At 72.2% G+C, this 14,202-nt stretch carries 16 protein-coding genes; 5 read left to right on the top strand and 11 right to left on the bottom strand.

Going from position 1 to position 14,202, the window contains the following annotated elements:
- Positions 1–45: 45 nt before the first annotated feature.
- Together DEJ05_RS09235 and DEJ05_RS09230 are read right to left on the bottom strand one after the other, a co-directional pair.
- The gene (locus tag DEJ05_RS09235; protein WP_111110286.1) at positions 46–876 is read right to left on the bottom strand and encodes a carbohydrate ABC transporter permease; all 831 of its coding nucleotides are present in this window, start codon (positions 874–876) and stop codon (positions 46–48) included.
- Positions 876–1,721 carry a carbohydrate ABC transporter permease gene (locus DEJ05_RS09230; RefSeq protein WP_258370572.1) on the bottom strand — a complete coding sequence of 282 codons (846 nt, stop codon included), beginning with the start codon at positions 1,719–1,721 and terminating at the stop codon, positions 876–878. Before DEJ05_RS09230 ends, DEJ05_RS09235 begins: the two co-directional genes overlap by 1 nt.
- A 391-nt stretch (positions 1,722–2,112) precedes the next feature.
- Between DEJ05_RS09230 and DEJ05_RS09225 the strand changes: the two genes are divergently transcribed.
- Positions 2,113–2,985, top strand: a complete 873-nt coding sequence (locus DEJ05_RS09225) for an inositol monophosphatase (protein WP_111110285.1) — start codon at positions 2,113–2,115, stop codon at positions 2,983–2,985.
- 83 nt (positions 2,986–3,068) lie between these two features.
- Here the strand turns inward: DEJ05_RS09225 and DEJ05_RS09220 are convergent, their stop codons facing one another.
- The 3 genes from DEJ05_RS09220 to DEJ05_RS09210 form a co-directional block, all read right to left on the bottom strand.
- The gene (locus DEJ05_RS09220; RefSeq protein ID WP_181440695.1) at positions 3,069–4,088 is read right to left on the bottom strand and encodes a LacI family DNA-binding transcriptional regulator; all 1,020 of its coding nucleotides are present in this window, start codon (positions 4,086–4,088) and stop codon (positions 3,069–3,071) included.
- A 2-nt stretch (positions 4,089–4,090) separates the two neighbouring features.
- Positions 4,091–4,741 carry a 2'-5' RNA ligase family protein gene (locus DEJ05_RS09215; protein ID WP_111110284.1) on the bottom strand — a complete coding sequence of 217 codons (651 nt, stop codon included), beginning with the start codon at positions 4,739–4,741 and terminating at the stop codon, positions 4,091–4,093.
- Positions 4,742–4,899: 158 nt separating this feature from the next.
- Complete coding sequence (locus tag DEJ05_RS09210) at positions 4,900–5,364, bottom strand: DUF2231 domain-containing protein (RefSeq protein ID WP_111030218.1); 465 nt, start codon at positions 5,362–5,364, stop codon at positions 4,900–4,902.
- Positions 5,365–5,488: 124 nt separating this feature from the next.
- Between DEJ05_RS09210 and DEJ05_RS09205 the strand changes: the two genes are divergently transcribed.
- From DEJ05_RS09205 to DEJ05_RS09195, 3 genes are read left to right on the top strand one after another with little or no spacing between them, the layout of a single operon-like run.
- The gene (locus tag DEJ05_RS09205) at positions 5,489–6,208 is read left to right on the top strand and encodes a VIT family protein (RefSeq protein ID WP_111110283.1); all 720 of its coding nucleotides are present in this window, start codon (positions 5,489–5,491) and stop codon (positions 6,206–6,208) included.
- Position 6,209: 1 nt separating this feature from the next.
- Positions 6,210–6,893 carry a response regulator transcription factor gene (locus DEJ05_RS09200; RefSeq protein WP_111110282.1) on the top strand — a complete coding sequence of 228 codons (684 nt, stop codon included), beginning with the start codon at positions 6,210–6,212 and terminating at the stop codon, positions 6,891–6,893.
- Between the two features lie 50 nt (positions 6,894–6,943).
- Positions 6,944–8,254, top strand: coding sequence for a HAMP domain-containing sensor histidine kinase (locus DEJ05_RS09195; protein ID WP_146245065.1), 1,311 nt, complete (start codon positions 6,944–6,946; stop codon positions 8,252–8,254).
- A gap of 99 nt (positions 8,255–8,353) precedes the next feature.
- On the opposite strand, the gene DEJ05_RS09190 is transcribed toward DEJ05_RS09195, so the two are convergent.
- The 4 genes from DEJ05_RS09190 to DEJ05_RS09175 form a co-directional block, all read right to left on the bottom strand.
- Positions 8,354–9,373 carry a LacI family DNA-binding transcriptional regulator gene (locus DEJ05_RS09190; RefSeq protein ID WP_111110280.1) on the bottom strand — a complete coding sequence of 340 codons (1,020 nt, stop codon included), beginning with the start codon at positions 9,371–9,373 and terminating at the stop codon, positions 8,354–8,356.
- Positions 9,374–9,511: 138 nt separating this feature from the next.
- Entirely contained in the window at positions 9,512–10,618 is a 1,107-nt protein-coding gene (locus tag DEJ05_RS09185) for a tyrosine-protein phosphatase (RefSeq protein WP_111110279.1), read from the bottom strand.
- A 162-nt stretch (positions 10,619–10,780) separates the two neighbouring features.
- Positions 10,781–11,587, bottom strand: coding sequence for a trypsin-like serine protease (locus tag DEJ05_RS09180; RefSeq protein ID WP_111030212.1), 807 nt, complete (start codon positions 11,585–11,587; stop codon positions 10,781–10,783).
- Between the two features lie 3 nt (positions 11,588–11,590).
- Positions 11,591–12,088 (bottom strand): hypothetical protein, encoded by a 498-nt coding sequence (locus DEJ05_RS09175; protein WP_111030211.1) that lies wholly within the window; start codon positions 12,086–12,088, stop codon positions 11,591–11,593.
- Between the two features lie 188 nt (positions 12,089–12,276).
- Between DEJ05_RS09175 and DEJ05_RS09170 the strand changes: the two genes are divergently transcribed.
- Complete coding sequence (locus DEJ05_RS09170; protein WP_111030210.1) at positions 12,277–12,930, top strand: helix-turn-helix domain-containing protein; 654 nt, start codon at positions 12,277–12,279, stop codon at positions 12,928–12,930.
- 45 nt (positions 12,931–12,975) lie between these two features.
- Here the strand turns inward: DEJ05_RS09170 and DEJ05_RS09165 are convergent, their stop codons facing one another.
- Entirely contained in the window at positions 12,976–13,503 is a 528-nt protein-coding gene (locus DEJ05_RS09165; protein ID WP_111030209.1) for a hypothetical protein, read from the bottom strand.
- Positions 13,504–13,632: 129 nt separating this feature from the next.
- Complete coding sequence (locus DEJ05_RS09160; RefSeq protein ID WP_111030208.1) at positions 13,633–14,145, bottom strand: hypothetical protein; 513 nt, start codon at positions 14,143–14,145, stop codon at positions 13,633–13,635.
- Between the last annotated feature and the right edge of the window lie 57 nt (positions 14,146–14,202).

Raw genomic sequence — 14,202 nt, 5'->3', positions numbered from 1 at the left:
CGGGTGTGGGGCGGGCGGGGGTCGGGGAGGGGATCGAGCGTGTCGTCACTTGAGCGCCCCGGCGGTGAGGCCGCCGGCGAGGAACCGCTGGGCGACGAGGACGAGGACCAGGACGGGGAGGGTCACCATGGCAGCGCCGGCGAGGACCACGCCGATGTCGGCGGCCTCGGCGTCGGACAGCTGGGCGATGCCGACCTGCACGGTGCGGTGCTCCGGCGAGTTGGTGACGAGGAGCGGCCAGAAGAACCCGTTCCAGGCGGCCGTCGCGCTCACCAGGGTGACCGAGACGAGCGTCGGGCGGGTGAGCGGCAGGAGCATGGACCGGATGAACCGGAAGTGTCCGGCGCCGTCGAGCACCGCGGCTTCGCGCAGCTCGTCCGGGAAGCTCAGGAACGCCTGGCGGAACAGGAAGATCGTCAGCGCCGAGGCCACGAACGGCAGGAAGACGACCAGGAGCGTGTCGATGAGGTGCCACGACGAGACGGTCAGGTAGTTCGCGATCAGGGTCGTCTCGCCGGGGATCATCATGCTGGCGAGCAGGACGAGGAACAGGGCACGGGTGCCCCGGAGCCGACAGAACACCAGGGCGTAGGCGGTGATGATGCCGATGCCGACCTGCAGTACCGTCTGGGCGAGGGTGACGACGACGCTGTTCAGGAACTGCTGCCCGAGCGGGACGACCTGCGTGGCGCGGACGATGTTGTTGAGCGTCAGGTGGATCGGCACGAGACCGGCGAGGCTCTGGTCCAGGTACCGGGTCGGGGTGAGCGCGCCCTCGAACACGTAGTAGAGCGGGAAGCAGACGACGACGACCGCGATGACGAGCCAGGCGTAGACGAAGACGCTCCGAAGCCGGCGCGCGGTGACGGGGCGCATCAGTAGTTCACCCGCTTCTCGAGCACGCCGAACTGCACGAGCGACAGCCCGAGGACCAGCAGGAACAGCACGACCCCGAGCGCGGCGGCGAGGCCGAAGTTCGCGCTGCCGGACCCGAAGGCCTGCTGGTAGATCGCGTAGACGAGGGTCTTCGAGGAGTCGGCCGGACCGCCGCCGGTGAGGATCTGGATCTGCCCGAAGGTCGTGAGTGCCTCGACGGTTCCGGTCACGACGACGAAGAAGATCGTCGGCGTGACGAGCGGCAACGAGATCGACCAGAGCGTCCGCACGGGCCCGGCACCGTCCAGGTGCGCCGCCTCGATGACGTCCTGGTCGATGGCACCGAACGCTCCGAGCAGGAGCAGCACGGTGAACCCGAGCGACCCCCAGATCGTCACGACGATGACGCTCGCCAAGGCCCACTGCGTGCTCGTCAGGAACGGGACGGGCGCGCCGCCGAACTGGGTGATCACCGTGTTCAGCAGCCCGTTGCCGGGTGCGAGCATCGCCGCGAACGCGACGGACCCCGCTGACACGGACACGACCATGGGTGCCGTCAGGAGTGCGCGGAAGACCGGCAGGCCGCGGAGCTTCACGGTCAGGGGGATCACGACGAGCAGACCGAACACGATGCGGCCGACGACCACGCCGACGCAGAAGACCGCGGTGGTCAGCATCGTCCGTCCGAACGCGGGGTCGGTGAACGTGCGGACGTAGTTCTGCAGCCCCACCGAGCCCGCCGGCTGGCCGAAGATGTCGGTGCCCTGGGTGCTGAGGACCAGGACGCGGCCGAGCGGGTAGAAGACGAAGACCGCGAACGCGAGCAGCGCCGGTGCGAGGAGCACCAGACCGAGCCGTCGGTCCGAGCGCAACGAGGACCGCGTCGTCCGGGTCGCCCGGGGTGGACGCGGCGACTGCGGCGACCGCGGCGACCGCGGCGACCCTGCGGTACGCGGGGGACCGGCGACCAGGCCGGACCTGACGGGGACCGTCATGGGGCGGACTCCTCCGAGTAGGGAACGTTCCCTAACCGGGAACGACTCCACTGTGCGGCGGGGGCCGGAGACCGGTCAAGGCACGTCGGCCACCCGCCGTCACCCGTTCACGCCGCGTTCAACCCCTCCGCCGAACGGGCGCCGTCGTTCACCGCCGCACGCCGCGCGTTCACCTCGGGTTCGGTCCGTCGACCGGCGTGGTTCGCTGTCCAGGGGCCTCGACGTCGTAGAACCGGGGACCATGCGAACCGTTCCTGCTCCCCAGACACTCCGGGCGATCGCCGAGGAGGCCGCGCGCACCGTCGCTCCCGACCTGCTCGCCGTGTTCCGCGCCCCGATGACGATCAGCACGAAGCGCGATGCGCACGACGTGGTCACCCTGCACGACCGCGCGGCGGAAGAGGCGATCACGGCGGTGCTCACCGCCGCCGTGCCGGGTTCCGTCGTGCTCGGCGAAGAAGGCGGCACCACCGGCGGCAGCGACACCACCGGCACCGCCGGGGGCGTCGGCAGCACCGCGGACCCCGTGGTGCGGTGGATCGTGGACCCGATCGACGGCACCGCGAACTTCGCCCGCGGACTCGCGTACTGGTGCATCTCGATCGCGGCCGAGGTCGACGGCGAGGTCGTCGCCGGCGTGGTCTTCGACCCGGTCGCCGACCACGTGTTCGCGGCGGACGACGACGGTGCCTGGCTCGACGGTGCGCCGATGCACTCGTCGTCCGGGCCCGACGACGCAGCGACGGTCCTGACGAGCTTCCCGGTGCAGCAGGACCTCGACCTGCTCGGCGAAGCAGCGGCGTTCGACCTGCTCCGGGACCTGACGCTCCGGTACCGCCACCACCACAGCCTCGGCAGCGGCGCCCTCAACCTGGTGCACGTCGCCGCCGGGTGGTCGGACGTGACGATGGGCTTCGCCACCCACCCGTGGGACGTCGCCGCCGGGGCACTGGTGCTCGAGCGCGCCGGCGGGTGGTTTCGGGGCTTCCGTCGGGGCGAAGCCGTCGGCCGCGCCCACCTGGCCGACGACTACGTCGCCGCCGGCGCCGGGGGATCGCACGCCGAGCTGGTGCGCCGGGTGCAGGAGCTGTCGGCCACGACCGCCGCCGACTGAGCCGCCGACCGGGCCGCCAGCCGGCCCGCCGACTGAGCCGCAGACCGGGCCGCCGACCGATTGAACGCGGGCGTCGCGAGCGGTCAGCCGAGCGGGTGCCCGGCGACCGCCCTGGCGGTGGACCCACGCGGCAGCAGGTGCGTCGGGAGCACCTCGTGCCGGTCGCCGCGGCGACCCCGGAGCCGCTCGACCACGAGCTCGACCGCCCGCGCGCCCATCCGGACGCGCGGCTGGTCGACACTCGTCAGGTCGAGCCGTTCGCCGAGACCGGTGCCGTCGAACCCGGTCACCGCCGCCATCCGGGGGAGCGCGAGCCCCGCGCCGTCGGCGATCGCCACGAGCCGAGCCGCGGTCGCGTCGTTCGTCGCGACGAACGCCGTCACCCCGTCTCCGAGGTGTCGCGCGATCCGCGCCGGGTCGGCTGCCAGGGCCTCGACGTCGTCGACGCGGTGGTCGCCGGGCTCGCCGAGCTGCGCGGTGACCGCGGCGTGCGCGACGGCACGACGGGTCGTCGAGGGGTGGTCGGACTCCGCCACGAAGCACGTGCGTCGGTGGCCGAGTGCGGCGAGGTGGAGCACCAGCGCGCGCATGCCCGACTCCTCGTCGGCGCGCACCGTGTCGAGTCCGAGGCCGGCGAGCGCCGACCCGCTCGACCCGAGGACCGCGACCGGCAGGTCGCGCGCGACCGCCGCGAGCCGTGCCGGGGCGAGCCGACTGCTCAGGACCGCGACCCCGAGGACACCGTCGGCCGATCCGTGGGAGGCGTGCAGGGCCTCCAGGCCGTCGGCCAGCCGGGCAGGGTCACGGAACCCGTCCACGACCCGGAGCGCGAACCCCAGGGTCTGCGCGGTCGCGCGTGCGCTCCGGAGCGCTTCGTCGTGGAACGGGTTCGCGGCTTCGGTGACGACCACCCCGAGTACGAGCGGCGCGCCCTGCGCGCGTCGCCTGGCGAGCGAACCGACCGGGAGGCCCAGCTCGTCCGCCGTCCGCACCGCGAGTTCCCGACGTGGCCGGGACACACCGTCGTCGCCCCGCAGGGCGAGTGACACGAGCGATCGCGAGATGGCGCACCGCTCGGCGACGTCGCGGAGGGTCGCGGCCACGGTCAGACGAGCTTCCAGGTGTGGACGTGCTCCCACGTCATCGTCTGCCACCAGCGACCGGACCAGTCCGGGCTCGCGGTGCGGTAGAGCGCGACGGTGTCGCCGCGGAACCCGGTCGGGACGTCGACGTCGAGCTCGCGGATGAACGCGCCGACCTCGTCGTGCAGGTCCGGTCGGCCGTACAGGTCGTGCGAGGCGAGGGAGAGGTGCGCGCGGTACTGCTCCGGGTCGTAGTCGTTCGCCAGCGGGACCTGCATCGGCTGCCGGAACGGTGCGACCACGGCCTCGATGTCGGCGGCGAGCCGGACGAAGTCGTCGTTGTGCGAGCCGTCCGGTCGGGTCGCGACGTCGTAGACGAACCCGATGCCCTGTTCACGGACGCCGGCGTTGTGGACGTCGAACGCCGGTCGGCTGTCGAGCAGCGCTGTGACCGCCGCGACGACCTGGTCCTCGTGGCTGCCGAACGGCTGGCTGCCGACGAGCGTCGCGTGCGGCGGGAAGGCACCGGCCGACAGCAGGCCGTACTGCGCGCGGAGCTGGTCGGTGACGACCGTGACGGCCCGGCAGGTGCGGGCGTCCGGGCGCAGGTAGATGCCGTGGCGGTACGGGTCGCTCGGGTCGCGCGGCAGCTTGGCGGTGACGTTCTGGGGCATGGGTCCGTCCGTGGTCGGTCGATGGGGAACGTTCCCGATGGTCGGGAACGTTCCCCATGATCGACCGGACGGGTCCGGATCTCACCCGTCGGTCCGTGACAGGACGGTGAACGATGGGTGTCGGCGGTGCCGAACAGGTGCCGTCGCTGTCCGTGCGGTCAGCCCTTCCAGACGGACGCGGCGCCCGCGTGTCCGATGACGATGACCTCGATCATCGACACGACGCCGGCGGCGAGCAGCAGCACGGGACCCACGACCGCGACCGCGCGCAGCGCCCCGCCGCTCGTCACCCGGTCGGTCGCGAACCTGTGCCAGGCCCACCACAGCAGCAGGAGCGCGAAGACCGCGATCGACCACGGCAAGAGGCCGTCGGCGAGTTCGGTGTGCCGTTCGAGCAGTGCGCTCTCGCGCTCTCGGTGCTCGAGCCACTCACCCGAGGACGTCGCCAGGGGGACCGAGACGAGGGCGATGAGGCCGATGATCGGTGCGCCGACCGCGAGCCACCGTCGTGCCGCGGGCCACACCGCGACCACGATCGCGGTCAACGCCGCGACCGGGACGGCGACCGAGGTCAGGTGGACGAAGAGGGGGTGGAGCGGTATCCCGCCGAACTGCCAGTCCATGACGGCCTTTCACGTCGAGCGCCCGACGGTGCAGGCGCGGTTCGACCAGACAACAGGATCTGGCGGCTCGGATCGTTCGAAACCTCACACGAACAGGGCGTCCCGGACATGGTTCGCTGAGACCATGAGCACCGCGGAGCCGCACGCCGGAGAAGCGCACACCGGCGACCTCGCGGCACGTCTGAACTGGCTGCGCGCCGGAGTCCTCGGCGCGAACGACGGGATCGTGTCGACGGCCTCCATCGTCGTCGGCGTCGCCGGTGCCTCGTCGTCCGTGCCGGCGATCGCGACGGCCGGCATCGCGGCCCTCGTCGGCGGCGCGGTGTCGATGGCGCTCGGCGAGTACGTGTCGGTGAGCAGCCAGAAGGACAGCCAGCAGTCCCTCATCGAGCAGGAACGCCGCGAACTGGCCGACGACCCGGCCGCCGAGCTCGAGGAGCTCACGCAGCTCTGGCAGGCCCGCGGTCTCCGACGAGCAACGGCCGAACAGGTGGCTTCGGAACTGACCGAGCGCGACGCCCTCGCCGCACACCTCACCACCGAACTCGGGATCGACGAGGACGAGGTGGTCAGCCCGTGGCACGCCGCGTTCGCATCCGCCGCAGCGTTCTCGATCGGCGCGCTCCTTCCGCTCCTGGCGATCCTCCTCTTCCCGGAGGCGATCCGGGTGCCCGCGACGTTCGTCGTCGTCCTCCTCGCGCTGGCCCTGACCGGAGCCACGGGAGCCCGCATCGGCGGAGGCTCGCTGCGCCGCGCCACCACCCGGGTGGTCGTCGGTGGAGCCCTGGCCCTCGCGGCGACCTTCGTCATCGGGTCCCTGCTCGGCACGAGCGGGGTCGTCTGAGATGGCGAACATCCTGGTGGTGGAGGACGACCCGGAGATGGGTGCCCTCGTCGAGCGCGGCCTGACCGGTGAAGGACACGTGGTCACGGTCGTGACCAACGGCATCGCCGCACTCGTCCAGGCCCGGGCCCAGTCGTTCGAGGCGGCGGCGATCGACGTCATGCTGCCCGGGATGACGGGCTTCGAGGTCTGTCGGCGGCTCCGTGAGCTCGGCCAGGACTTCCCGGTGATCCTGGTGACCGCACGGGACGCCGTCGACGACCGGGTGTTCGGGCTGGACTCCGGGGCGGATGACTACCTCACGAAGCCGTTCGCGATCACCGAGCTCAACGCGCGGATCCGGGCGCACCTGCGGCGTCGCGCCGCGGGTGGGGTGACCATCGTGGAGGCCGGTTCGGTGCGGCTCGACACCCTGGCCGTGCGTGCGTCGGTGCGCGGGCGGGACCTGCCGCTGAGCGTCAAGGAGTTCTCGTTGCTGCGGTTCCTGATCCAGGGCGCCCCTGACACGCGCACCAGAACCGAGGTGCTCGAGGAGGTCTGGGGGAGCCCCGAGCACTTCGATCCGACCATCGTCGACCAGTACGTCAGCTACCTCCGCAAGAAACTGCAGGCCTCGGGCGCTGACGTCGTGATCCGGACGGTGCGCGGCGTGGGGTACGCCCTCGAGGTCGTGTCGGCGAGGTGAGGTTCCTGCGCCGTCTGTCGATCCGTGCCCGGATCACCCTCGGGAGTCTGATGGTCGGTGCAGTCGTGCTCTCCGGGGTCGCGGTCGTCCTGCACGTGCAGATCGAACGCGCGACGCTCGCGACCGACCGGTCCCTCGCCTCCGGTGACGCCGCGCCCTTCGTCTCCGATCTCCGGCGCAACCCGGACGAGGCGCCGGACCGTCCGGCAGAGGACGTCCTGGTCGGGATCCGGTCGTCGTCCGGCGGATGGGTCGTGGACTCCCTGCCGCGCGACGTCCGTGCGGCGCTGCCCTCGACGGTGCCGGACGACGGCGACACGCTGAGACTCCACACCGCACACCGGGTCGTGACGGTCGTCGGTGTGCCGGTGCGGAACGCCGCCGGGTCGTTCGTCGTCTGGGCCGCGCACGACGGTCGGGCCGGAGAGGAGACGGTGGCGCGGGTGGACCGGTCACTGGTCGTCGGCACGATCGTGGCGCTGCTCGCCTTCGCCGCGACGGCGTGGTTGCTGTCGACGCTCGCCCTGCGCCCGGTGGGGCGGATGCGCCGGATCGCCGAGCACCTCAGTGCCGGGAACGGTGGTGGACACCTGCCCGTCGGGGCGTCCGACGACGAACTCGCGGCACTGGCCCGGACCCTCAACACCTTCATCGACCGGCAGCGCGAGAACACCGAGCGTGAGCGGCGGATGGTCTCCGATGCGAGCCACGAACTCCGCACGCCGCTGGCGGCACTGACCGCGCGGCTCGAACTCGCGCACCGCTCGTCCGGCGATGCCGTGGCCCTCGAACGTGCGCTGCGCGCAGCCGAGAGCGATGCCGCCCGGTTGGTCGCGCTGGCGAACGCCCTGCTCGAACTCAGTCGACTGGGTGAAGGCGGCGCCGTTCCGTCGACTCCGGTCGCTGCGCTCGTCACGGAACTCATGGGATCGATCGACCGTGCTCGCGCCGTCTCGTCCCTCGGTCTGCGCGACATCGACTTCGCCGTCCGCCTGACTGCGCCGGACGAGCACTACGGGATCGAGCCCGCGGCGTTCGCCCGGGTCGTCGACAACCTCGTGGCGAACGCGATCGCAGCGGGGGAGGACGGCGGCGTGATCCGGGTCACACTCGAGCAGTCCGCCGACGGGCGGCTCGAGCTGCGCGTCGTCGATGACGGACCCGGCGTCAGGGACGACTTCCTCCCACAGGCCTTCGACCGCTTCACCCGGGCGGACAGTGCACGGCGTGCCGTCCTCGGCGGGAGCGGACTCGGGCTCTCCCTCGTACGAGGCATCGCCGAACGTGCCAACGGGACGGCGGACCTCCGCAACGTCCCCTCCGGGGGTGCCGTCGCCAGCGTCACGCTCCCCGCGTGCTGACCGTGTTCGCCGACCACATCGTCACTCGGACTCTCGAACGACCGAACGTCGCGGCTGAGGAGCGGGCCGGGCAGGCCAGGGGTGCGTTCTGCCAGGGGGTCAGACCCGGGCGGCGGTCCGGCCCGGTACCAGGCTGCCGTCGACCGCGTTGTGGGTCACGCCCGTCGAGCGGCCGTCGATCTGGTCGACCACGTCGTCGACGGACAGGCGCCCGATCAGGCCGAGCGGCTGTCGCCACGAGGTGATGCCGAGCAGCTCGGTGGCGAGTGGGGCGACCCCGTCGTAGCCCGTGACCGACAGGTCGTCCGGTGCTCGGAGGCCGCGGCGGCGCATCGACTCGAGCACGCCGACGGCCCAGCGGTCGCTCGGTGCCATGATCGCCGTGACACCGCCGGCCCGCAGGACCTGCTCGACGAACGAGTCGAGGTCCTCGGGGTCTGCTCCGTGGTCCTCGGAGCGGATCCGGAGCACGTCGGCGCCGCGCGCACGCAGCCGGCGCACCATCGCGTCGGTGCGTGCCGACTGCGTCAGTGACCCGGACGGTGTGACCGTCAGCACGGCGACGCGTCGGTGTCCGAGGTCGGCGACGTGGTCGGCGAGGCCGCGTCCACCGCCGCGTTCGTCGCAGTACGCGCTGCTCACCGCATCGTTCGTCTCGGGGCGCCCGGAGACCACGGTCGGGATGCGCCGGGCGAACGGCAGGACGTCGGCGATCGGCAGGGCGCCGCTGCAGACGATGAGCCCCTCGACGCGCAGGGAGACCAGGGTCTCCAACGCCCGGCGTTCCTCGCTGACCGGGAACGACCCCGCACCGGTGGCGGTGACGACGCGGTACCCGCGCGCCGCGGCCTGCAGCTGGAACGCGGTCAGCAGGTGCCCGTAGAAGGGGGTGGAGGCGTCGCGGACGAACACCCCGAGCGTGTGCGTGCGGTGTGCCGACATGCCGCGGGCGTTCGCGTTCGCGACGTAGCCGAGGTCGAGCGCGGCCCGCTTGACCCGTTCGGTCGTCGACGGAGCCACGCCGTACGCGCCGGCGAGGGCGCGGGAGACGACCGACTTCGACACACCGGCCAGGGCGGCGACGTCGTGGATGGTCGGGACGGCGGGGTGTCCGGTCACCGCGGGCGCCGTTGTCTGGAGGACTGCACGAGTGTCACGGTAGCCGGAGGGACGCCCGGACCGGGCGACGGTGGTGGTGAACAGTTGGTCACGCCGACCGCCCGGCGCGGGCAGCGGGCGGTCGGCGTGGGTGCCGGGCTAGCGCTTCGTCGCCGGGCGACGGAGCGTCAGGCGGTACTCCTTCGTCGTGGTGCCGTCCTGGGCGGTGACCGTGATGCGTGCCGTCCGGCCGGACACGTGCACTGCGGCGGCCGCGTTCGGGTTCGTCGTGTGCACGTGGACGTCGGCGACGCGCAGCGTCCGGACCGGAGCGGTCACGGTCGCACCGTGCGACGAGGCAGCGGCAGGCAGGTGGACACGCACGCCGGCGACCGTGATCGAGGACACGGTGGGGTCGTTCGACACCAGGAAACGCTCGCGCAGGGCCGCAGCCTCGTGCTTGGTCACGCCGATCGTGTCGGTCAGGTACGAGCCCATGCCGCCGTACTCGGTCGCGATGTCCTGCTCGAAGGTGCCCTGCAGCAGCTGCGGGGTCGCCCAGGTCACCCCGAGCTGCGTGTTCGAGAGCAGGTAGTCGTGCAGGATGTCCGCGCTGTCGACGCCGAGGACCCGGTCGAGCAGGTCCACGACGGTGCCGGTGCGGTCCATGCCGTGTGAGCAGTGGATGAGGACCGTGCCGCTGGTGTGCGTGGCGAGGATCCGCAGCACGCGGCGGTACGCGGTGATCATCGACCCGGGTGTCGCCTGGTCGACCCGGCCCTTGTCGACCAGGTCGTGGTACATCGCGGTGTCGTCGCTGTAGTCGCCGTCCGCGCCGAACATCGAGATGTCGACGTGGCGTGCACCCGGGATCGCGACGTCCGGCTTCGCGGCGATCTGGGACGGGGTGCGCAGGTCGACGACGAGGTCGACGTGGTACTCGTCGGCCAGGGTCGTGGCCCCGGCGGCGGTGATCTTGTCGAGAGACTCGGAGCGGATCAGGCGCGGGGCGTTCACGGTCTGCCCCGACCGTCCGTGGACCGCGGCGAGTTCACGGCCGTTGACCAGCCCGGGGACGTCGGTGATCGGGTGGTCGGCGGCGGTGAGCGCCGGCTGCAGGGCGTCGTCGGCGTGGGCTGCCGTGACGGAGAACGCGGCGGAGGCGACGACGGCCAAGCCGGCGAGGGCGGTCGCTGCGACGCGGGTGGTGCGCGGCGAACGGGTGCGTGGGGAGTGGGTGAGTGGGGAGCGGCGGAGCGGGGACACGGGGCAACCTCGATCTGATCAGGACCCGGGGGTCGGGGGGAGCCGGACGTGGTGGCGTCCGGCTCCCCGCAGGATCGCGGCGCGGGTCGTCGGCGGTGTGGCGGCGAGGTGGCCGGGGCGTGTCCGGGTCATGAGGCAGCGCTCAGTCGCCCACCCAGCGGCTCAGGACGCCGGGGCCAGCCGGTACCGGAACAGCTCGGTGAGGACCTGCCGGGCGGGCGTGTAGAGCAGCACCGTCGAACCCGTAGTGCTCGTCGTGCTGCTCGAGATGATCCCGTACAACCGGTTCGTGGCGCTCATCACCGGTCCGCCGGCGTCGCCCGGCTCGATGCCAGCGCCGGCGCTGGCGGCGGCGAGGTGCTGCACGCCGGGATGGCTCCCTGCCGGCACGCGTGTGGCCGTCCAGGAGCAGTGCAGCCCGCTCGCCGCCCCGCTGGTGCAGAAGGGATCGGCATCTGGCTTGCCGATGCCGGTGACGGCGGCGCGTACCAGGCCCCCGTCCACCCGGTTGAACACACGACCCGATGCCCGGGGTGTCCAGGTCGCGACCGATCGGTCGCACGACCCGGTCGCCGTCCGCGCCCGGGTGCACGCCAGGGGCGGGACGACGGCGAGTTCGAGGTCCGAGTCCGCGGACTGCCAGACCACGTTGCCGACGGTCGCGCCGGCGAGCTGCACGGGTGCCTGCAGCGGCGCGCAGTGCTTCGCGAGCACCACCCAACGGGTCGCTCGCTGGTACTGCTTGCGCTGGCTCCGGAAGCCCTTGGCGGACAGCACGGCACCGACCGTGCAGGACCCGCCGGGGACACCGACCTCGGTGCCGGCGATGATCGGCGCTGCGACCCGGTCGGGGTTGTTCGTGGTGGCCGAGGCCGACGGAGCCCCGGTGAGGGTGGCCCCGACGACGGCGGCAAGTGACACCGCGACGGCCAGGGAGCGGACGAGCGCCGGTTGCGCGTGGCGGGTCACGGGTCAGCCGAGCGTGCGGGTGCCGTTGACGCGTCCGATCACCGACAGGGTGTCCGGGTCGCTGAGACGGGCGTGCCAGTGCAGTGTCGTGGTGCCGCGCGGCAGGTCCGGGAACGCTGCGGTGAAGCGGTAGTGGCCGCTGGCGCTGACGACGTCGTCGCCCGAGGTGACCTCGGCGATGTGCTTGTTGAACAGGCCCCGCGGCTTGCCCGGTGCGTCGTAGTAGACGATGACCAGGGTCCCGGGCTTCCCGGTCCCGGCGAAGGTGATGCCGGTGAAGCTCTTCCGGTCGGGCCCGCCGTGGGTCTTCGCGGTGAACGCCACGGCCGCAGCCCGGGTCGAGGTGGGTGTGGCGTGCGCCGTGTGGGAGATCGTGGCGGCTCCGGCCTGCGCGGGGACCAGGACGCCGGCGGCGAGCGCACCGCCGAGGGTGACGCACGTCGCGAGCACGGTCAGTCGGCGGACCGACGGGGAGCGGTGGGTGGACGGGGTCGAACGCATGGGGACTCCTCGCTTCGTGGGGGGACGGGCCAGGGTGGCCCGGTGTGCGTGAACGCTAACAACGCGCCAGACGATCGTCTAGCGAAATCCTGAAGCTGAGGGGATCAGAGGCATTGCGCCCGGTGGGACCGCTGCCGACTCCTGGTCAGACGTTCGTATGATGAACCAAGACCCGACCGAGGAGTGCGATGAACCAGCGGCAGCAGGCGAAGACCCGGACCCGCGAGCAGATCATCGAGGCTGCGGCGGCGGTGTTCGCGAGCCACGGCTACGCGGGGACCTCGTTCGCACGGGTCGCCGCCGCGATGGACCGCCCGAAGTCGGCGATCGGCTACCACGTGTTCTCGTCCAAGCACGAACTCGCCTTCGCGGTCATCGAGCGGCAGCAGGCGCGCTGGGCGGCGATCGACTCGCTGATCCGGCAGCCTGAGGGGCTCGAACACCTGCTCGTCATGCTCACGTCCGCCTGTTCCGACGCCATACGGTGTCCGGTGGCTGCCGGGGCGATCCGCCTGAGTCACGAACTCCGCGGTGCGGGGGAGGTGATTCCACGGGTCTTCACGTGGGACGACTACGTCCGTCGGCACCTGTCGGCTTCGAGCGGTGGCACCGGACCGGCCACCGACCCCGAGTGGGCACGTGCGGCGGACCTCGTGCTGACGTCGACCTTCGGGGTGATGTGGGCCCGGACGAGCGCCCGGCTGACGCGGGACACCGAGGGGCAGCTCCGGGACCTGTGGGCGGCGCTGTTCACCGGGCTCGGTCTGCCGGGTGTGCACGCGTTGCTCGAGCAGGTGGAGCCCGTGCGCGTGGGCGGGCACCCGGCCGAGCCCGAGGACTGACCCCGGCGGGCGTGGCATCCCTGCCGTCCCGCCGGGGTGCCCGGCCTACTTCTTCTGCTCGGAGCCGTCCGGGTTCACGACGTACCAGACGCCCTTGTCGCCCTGACCCGTCACGTCACCGGCCTTCTTGTCCCCGATGAAGGTGTAGATCGGTCGGCCGTCGATCGTGATCTGCCGTCCGCCGTCCACGCCCGTGATGGTGCCGACCTTGCCGGTGATGCCGGACACCTTCGGTGTCGTGGTCGTCGCCTCGATCGCGGGCCACGCGGTCGCGCAGCCACCGGTGCAGGTGCTCTTCCCGGAGTCCTTGACGTCGGCGTCGAAGTAGTAGGCGGTCATGCCCTTGCCGTCGACGACGACCTTGCCGAGTGTCGTCGCGGCGACGGTCACGTCGACCGACGGTGACGAGTCGGTCGTCGCGGGAGCGTCGCCCTGCGCGGCTGGGGACGGAGAGGGTGATGGCGCTGCGGATCCGGCCGTGGAGCAGCCGGCGAGGCCGAAGGTCAGGAGCAGTGCGGCCCCGAGTGCGATGGACGCGGGTCGGGATGACGGGGTGCGGTGGGGTGTCGACACGGGGGCTCCTCGAGGTCAGGTCTCGCCGCTGACTGCTGGCCAGACGTTCGTCTAGCGAACGTAACCGCAGGACGGGACGGGAGCCAGCATCCTGCGCGCCCTCTCATCGTGCCGGCCGTGGATCGGTGGTCAGTGCTCGGTGTGCTCGACGAGGTGAACGCCCTCGACGCGGCCGAGGACGTCCAGTGACGTGGGGTCGATCAGGCGGGCGCTCCAGGACGCCCGGTCGGCTCCACGGGGCAGCTCGGGCAGCGCCGCCGTGAAGGCGAACCGGCCGGTCGAGCCGACGGCGCTGCTGCCCGGCTCGATCTCCGCGACGCGCTCGTTCCCGGAGTCGTCCCCGGGGCTGCCGTAGTGGACGACGACGACGGCACCGGGGGTGCCCAGTCCGGCGAACCGCACCCTGACGACTCCGCTGGTGCCGACCGTCCGTGGTGGGCGGATCGCGAACCGGTGTGCGCCACTCGTCACGGTCGGTGCCCCGAGTGCGGCGCCGAGTGCGCCGGATGCGCCGAGGCCGATCGTCTCGGGGCCCGGCGTGGTCGGTGACGGCGCGGGCAGGGCGATGGCGACGGCGAGCGCAGCGATCCCCACGGCGAGGATGATCGGAGACGCCCGGACCCGATCGGTGCTCCGCGGCATGGTCGGCCCTTCGTGGACGGTGTGCGGCGGCTGCCGCCACCGCACACGCTACCGGTT

Source organism: Curtobacterium sp. MCLR17_045, from assembly GCF_003234405.1.
Lineage (GTDB): Bacteria > Actinomycetota > Actinomycetes > Actinomycetales > Microbacteriaceae > Curtobacterium > Curtobacterium flaccumfaciens.
This window is presented reverse-complemented; position numbering and strand designations above follow the sequence as displayed.

Excerpts from the sequence above, each read along its gene's own strand:
- DEJ05_RS09235 (WP_111110286.1), bottom strand. The coding sequence starts at position 876 with ATGCGCCCCGTCACCGCGCGCCGGCTTCGGAGCGTCTTCGTCTACGCC.
- DEJ05_RS09225 (WP_111110285.1), top strand. The coding sequence starts at position 2,113 with ATGCGAACCGTTCCTGCTCCCCAGACACTCCGGGCGATCGCCGAGGAG.
- DEJ05_RS09215 (WP_111110284.1), bottom strand. The coding sequence starts at position 4,741 with ATGCCCCAGAACGTCACCGCCAAGCTGCCGCGCGACCCGAGCGACCCG.
- DEJ05_RS09210 (WP_111030218.1), bottom strand. The coding sequence starts at position 5,364 with ATGGACTGGCAGTTCGGCGGGATACCGCTCCACCCCCTCTTCGTCCAC.
- DEJ05_RS09205 (WP_111110283.1), top strand. The coding sequence starts at position 5,489 with ATGAGCACCGCGGAGCCGCACGCCGGAGAAGCGCACACCGGCGACCTC.
- DEJ05_RS09200 (WP_111110282.1), top strand. The coding sequence starts at position 6,210 with ATGGCGAACATCCTGGTGGTGGAGGACGACCCGGAGATGGGTGCCCTC.
- DEJ05_RS09195 (WP_146245065.1), top strand. The coding sequence starts at position 6,944 with ATGGTCGGTGCAGTCGTGCTCTCCGGGGTCGCGGTCGTCCTGCACGTG.
- DEJ05_RS09175 (WP_111030211.1), bottom strand. The coding sequence starts at position 12,088 with ATGCGTTCGACCCCGTCCACCCACCGCTCCCCGTCGGTCCGCCGACTG.
- DEJ05_RS09170 (WP_111030210.1), top strand. The coding sequence starts at position 12,277 with ATGAACCAGCGGCAGCAGGCGAAGACCCGGACCCGCGAGCAGATCATC.
- DEJ05_RS09160 (WP_111030208.1), bottom strand. The coding sequence starts at position 14,145 with ATGCCGCGGAGCACCGATCGGGTCCGGGCGTCTCCGATCATCCTCGCC.